Source organism: Microcystis sp. LE19-10.1B (genome assembly GCF_027530565.1).
Classification (GTDB): domain Bacteria; phylum Cyanobacteriota; class Cyanobacteriia; order Cyanobacteriales; family Microcystaceae; genus Microcystis; species Microcystis aeruginosa.
In genome coordinates, this window is the sequence record NZ_JAPZQM010000251.1 from 1 (window position 1) to 5,026 (window position 5,026).

General features: G+C 47.3%; 5 protein-coding genes. 1 reads left to right on the forward strand and 4 read right to left on the reverse strand.

Annotated elements, in window-relative coordinates; translation table 11 throughout:
• Positions 1–285 precede the first annotated feature (285 nt).
• From O9332_RS09065 to O9332_RS09075, 3 genes are all read right to left on the reverse strand, one after another.
• On the reverse strand, positions 286–1,257 hold the full coding sequence (locus O9332_RS09065) for a ribose-phosphate pyrophosphokinase (protein WP_288025030.1): 972 nt from the start codon (positions 1,255–1,257) through the stop codon (positions 286–288).
• A gap of 133 nt (positions 1,258–1,390) precedes the next feature.
• Positions 1,391–3,184 (reverse strand): translational GTPase TypA, encoded by a 1,794-nt coding sequence (typA, locus tag O9332_RS09070; protein WP_002796752.1) that lies wholly within the window; start codon positions 3,182–3,184, stop codon positions 1,391–1,393.
• 152 nt (positions 3,185–3,336) lie between these two features.
• A complete protein-coding gene (locus O9332_RS09075) occupies positions 3,337–4,041 on the reverse strand; it encodes a DUF1997 domain-containing protein (RefSeq protein WP_002761430.1) in 705 nt (234 codons plus the stop codon).
• A 124-nt stretch (positions 4,042–4,165) separates the two neighbouring features.
• On the opposite strand from O9332_RS09075, the gene O9332_RS09080 reads away from it, so the two are divergent.
• Positions 4,166–4,825: an SDR family oxidoreductase gene (locus O9332_RS09080; RefSeq protein ID WP_002761432.1), complete on the forward strand. Its 660-nt coding sequence runs from the start codon at positions 4,166–4,168 to the stop codon at positions 4,823–4,825.
• On the opposite strand, the gene O9332_RS09085 is transcribed toward O9332_RS09080, so the two are convergent.
• Entirely contained in the window at positions 4,775–4,948 is a 174-nt protein-coding gene (locus O9332_RS09085) for a hypothetical protein (RefSeq protein WP_288025028.1), read from the reverse strand. The genes O9332_RS09080 and O9332_RS09085 overlap by 51 nt on opposite strands.
• Positions 4,949–5,026: the final 78 nt, after the last annotated feature.

A 5,026-nucleotide genomic window follows, 5' to 3' on the forward strand; every position in this document is an offset into this window, starting at 1 on the left:
TTTTGTACCAAGCGATGTACCACAAGAAGGATAATGCAAGGTTTTTGAAAGTCCCAATCCTATTTTCTTGCACTAACATCGGACTTTAACAGGTCAAAAGCCTTATTTTAAAAGGGTTTTACCATTATTCAGCAAGCCCTATTTAATTTTCCGATCGATTCTCTCTCTACACCTTCCCCCTCTCTCCGCGAGATGGAGTGGTTGATAATGCCATTAACCCACCCCATTTCCACAGAAAAGGGCTAAATATAAAAATTCCCCCTAGTTTTAGGGGGATTCGGCCATCTATTTGAACATATTACTCACGGAATTGTCCTCATGAATGCGCCATATTGCCTCCCCCAGAATCGGGGCAACCGGCAAGACTTTCAGTTGCGGGAAAAGATGTTCTTGGGGGACGGGAATCGTGTTAGTAACGATCACTTCCTCGACTATGCCACTGGATAAACGCTCGATCGCCGGACCAGAAAAAACCGGATGGGTGGCACAAGCATAAACCTGTCGCGCCCCCTTGGCTTTCAGTAACTGCGCCCCTTGAGCGATCGTACCGGCCGTATCGATCATATCATCGACTAAAACCGCCGTTTTATCCTTAACATCGCCGATCAAGTTCATCACTTCCGCCACATTATGGGTTTGCCGGCGTTTATCAATAATTGCTAGGGGAGCATCACTGAGTTTTTTGGCAAAAGCCCGCGCCCTGGCCACCCCACCCACATCGGGAGAAACCACGACGATATCGGGTAATTGTTTACTGAGAAGATAGTCCACCACCACTGGGGAACCGTAAACGTGATCGAAGGGAATATCGAAATAACCTTGAATTTGGGACGAATGCAAATCCATGGCCAACACGCGACTTGCCCCCGCTTCCGTGATCAGATTAGCCACCAGTTTAGCGGCGATCGATTCCCGGCCGGCGGTTTTGCGATCGGCGCGAGCATAACCATAATAGGGAATTACGGCGGTAATTTGTCGGGCAGAAGCACGACGACAGGCATCAATCATGATCAACAATTCCATCAAATGATCGTTGACGGGATTGCAACAGGGTTGAATTAAATAGACATCACAGCCCCGGATCGATTCCTGAATCTGGATGTACAATTCACCATCGGCGAAACGTTTACGAATCATCGGACCCACATCCATGCCCAGATAACGGGCCACCTCTTGGGCAAGAGAGACATTAGCGGATCCCGAAAAGAGACGAAGACGATTGCTGTCCGACGCGGCGGGAAACATCGGATGTCGCATCAAAGTAGCAGAATAGCTCACAGCAGATTCTTTACCCTCAAACTCAAGGCACTTTTTTCTATCATCTCAGTTTTGTTGAAAATCTGAGTGGATTTCTTTGTTAGATATTGCCGCCGGATTTTGTCAAAACCGATTAACGTTTGGCTAACTTTTTCACCGGTAATTTACGCAGACGGATCGATTTCGGGGTAATTTCCACCAACTCATCTGGTCCAATGTATTCCAGGGCGCGTTCGAGACTCATATCCACGGGGGATTGTAACTGAACCAATTCATCCCCGGTGGCGGAACGATGGTTAGTTAACTGTTTAGTTTTGCAGATATTGATCTCCACGTCCTGGGGCCGGTTGCTTTCGCCGATAATCATGTTTTTATACACTTTTGTCCCCGGAGTAATAAAAAATACTCCCCGGTCCTCGGCGTTTTTGAGGGCGTAGAAAGTGGCGACTCCTTCCTCAAAGGCAGTAATCACGCCATTGTAACGGGTGGCCAATTCCCCGGAGAAAGGACGATATTCGAGAAAACTATGGTTCATAATCCCCTCACCGCGACTCAGACGGATAAATTCGCCCCGGAAACCGATTAAACCTCGGGCCGGAATCACGAATTCCAATTGAGTACGGCCATTGCTGCCCGTCTGCATATCCTGCATTTCCCCTTTCCGTTGGCCGAGACGTTCGATACTGGAACCCACCGCTTCTTCGGGTACATCTAAAACGAGGTATTCGTAGGGTTCGCAGGGTTGACCGTTAATTTCGCGGTAGATAACTTGCGGCTGCGATACTTGGAATTCGTAGCCTTCCCGACGCATGGTTTCGATGAGAATGCCTAAATGCAGTTCCCCCCGTCCCGAAACCAGGAATTTCTCGGCAGAATCACTTTCTTCCACCCGCAGGGCGACATTAGTTTCTAATTCTCGCATTAGACGATCGCGAATTTGCCGCGAGGTGACAAAAGTGCCTTCCTGACCGGCAAAGGGAGAATCGTTCACCGAGAAGGTCATTTGTAGGGTCGGTTCATCGACTTTAATTAGGGGTAAAGCTTGCGGGTCATCGGCTAAAGTTACGGTTTCCCCGATGTTAGCGTCGGCAAAACCAGCCACAGCAACGATATTACCGGCGCTGGCCTCGTTTAGTTCCACCCGTTTGAGGCCCTCAAAACCAAGAAGTTTTGTTATTTTACCCTTGACAACCGCGCCCGTATCCTTTACTAAAGCTGCCTGTTGACCAGCTTTAATTACGCCGTTATGGATGCGGCCGATAACGATGCGTCCTAAGTATTCCGAGTAATCGAGGGTGGTTACTTGCAGCTGTAGGGGTTTGTTAACGTCCCCGGCCGGTGGTGGAACGTGGTGTAAAATCGCTTCAAAGAGGGGCTGCATATCTTTGTCTTCGTCTTCGAGGCTTTCTTTGGCGAATCCTTGCATCCCGGAAGCGAACAGAGTAGTAAAATCACATTGGTCGTCATCGGCACCCAGTTCCACAAACAGATCGAAAACTTTGTCCACGGCTAGGTTAGGATCCACGTTAGGGCGATCGATTTTATTGACCACGACAATCGGTCTTAATCCCTTTTCTAGGGCTTTTTTCAGCACAAAACGGGTTTGGGGCATCGGCCCCTCGTTAGCATCGACAATCAGGATACAACCGTCCACCATACCTAAAACCCGTTCCACTTCGCCACCAAAGTCGGCGTGACCGGGAGTATCGACGATGTTAATCAGGGTGTCTTGGTAACGAACGGCGGTGTTTTTGGCCAGAATGGTGATACCGCGTTCTCTTTCGAGGTCATTGGAATCCATGACGCAGGTGGGTACATCTTCCCCTTCTCGAAAGATTCCCGACTGTTTGAGGAGTGCATCGACGAGGGTGGTTTTCCCGTGGTCAACGTGAGCAATGATAGCAACGTTACGGATAGGCAGAGACATAAAATATTGAAGTAGTCTTAGGTTTATTTTTACAAGTAAACATTTCTTAATAATTCTAGCTTAGACTGACCAGCACCGTTAGCAAATCTTTATTTTTCCTTGCTTTCCCATCAGCAAGCTCTACTGATTACTGTTGACAGACTCCCCAAACCCTAGGCAAGCAACCCACCCTCACAGGAGTCGAGACGATAGAAAAGACGACTGGAGGCAGGGGGTAGGGGTAAATTAAAGCTAGAGTGAAAATCCTCTTGAACTTTGTAGGTTAAGCGAGGGGAAACTTGGCGAACAATTTGCGTCAACAGTTTATCACCGGTTTTTTGGAGAATGGGACGGGGAATCTTATAAATAAACTTGGGAAACTTAACCATAACATCCATACGCAGTTCCCAGGTGACTTGGGTGATAACCGCCGGAATATCCCGTCCCTGTTGCCGAAAAATTGCCTCAATTTCCCGACTAGGAGAAGATAGCGGCATTTCCTCTAGTTTCATAATTGCCTGATAATCCACTAGATAGCCTAAAAACGGTTGATCGGGAATGGGGACACTGCGAGTATGATAGACTCCATTGACGGGCAGATCGAGAACCACAGCGATTTTCGGCTCCAGTTCATAGCCAAAAGCTCCATATTTACCGATGGTGATAATATAACCATTGTCACCGAAGGGCAGAGTTTTCATCGGTTCGGCACAACGACAAAACCAACCTTCGTGAGCGCGCAGATAATCGGCAACCTTGTCCTGATTGCTATACATATCCATCGCTCCGGCAAAATGGGTTTGAAAACCAAGAAATTGATTGTCTTCTTTGACTTCTACAGATTCGCGAGCTAGGGAGTTAATGGGGGGACGCTGCATGACTTATAAACTGGGCAAATGATAGTACTAGAAACATTTGGGGATTAACCGCCAAAGGATCAGGGAAATTTGTAGAATCGAGATTAGTGTAACGTATTGTTAAAAACTATTAGGTCAAGAAGCGATGAAAGCATTTGTAGCAGGAGCCACAGGGGAAACGGGACGGCGAATTGTTGCCCAATTAGTCGAACGTCAGATTCCCGTCCGCGCTTTGGTGAGAAACCGCGAGAAAGCGGCGGAAATTTTGCCCGCAGGGGTGGAAATCGTCGTCGGAGATGTCCAACAGGCCGATAAGTTAGAGGCACTAATCGCTGATTGTAGCGTTTTGTTATGCGCCACGGGAGCCAGACCGAGTTTTAACCCCACGGAACCTTTGTTAGTGGACTACTTGGGAACTAAAAATCTCATCGATGCCGCAAAAAAGAAAGGAATCGAGCATTTTGTTCTCGTTACTTCCCTCTGTGTATCGAACTTTTTCCACCCCCTCAATCTCTTTTGGTTAATTTTATTCTGGAAAAAACAAGCGGAAGACTATTTAATCAAGAGTGGCTTAACCTACACCATTGTGCGCCCCGGCGGCCTGAAAAACGAGGATAACCTTAATGCCATTAAAATGTCATCCGCCGATACCCTTTCTGAGGGCAATATTCCCCGCACAAAAGTGGCTTCCGTTTGCGTAGAATCCCTATTTTATCCCGCCGCTAACAATAAAATTCTCGAAATTGTTGCTCCCTCAGATGCTCCCAATCTCGATTGGACTCAATTGTTTCAAAGTGTCGGCTAAACAGTAATCAGTTAGGTTCTTCGTTACTTGGTATGGTTCGATAGGGGGGCATAAATCGACTAAATCCTTATCTGGCAAGAGACTTAATTGATTAGTTCGCTCTAGAGCAAAAACAATTGACAAAAATCGCTAAATGCTTTTCTATATAAGGGTTCCATCCCTTATAACCCCCGTCCATTGCATAACAATTACCGAAGAGCC

Excerpts from the sequence above, each read along its gene's own strand:
- O9332_RS09065 (WP_288025030.1), bottom strand. The coding sequence starts at position 1,257 with ATGCGACATCCGATGTTTCCCGCCGCGTCGGACAGCAATCGTCTTCGT.
- typA (WP_002796752.1), bottom strand. The coding sequence starts at position 3,184 with ATGTCTCTGCCTATCCGTAACGTTGCTATCATTGCTCACGTTGACCAC.
- O9332_RS09075 (WP_002761430.1), bottom strand. The coding sequence starts at position 4,041 with ATGCAGCGTCCCCCCATTAACTCCCTAGCTCGCGAATCTGTAGAAGTC.
- O9332_RS09080 (WP_002761432.1), top strand. The coding sequence starts at position 4,166 with ATGAAAGCATTTGTAGCAGGAGCCACAGGGGAAACGGGACGGCGAATT.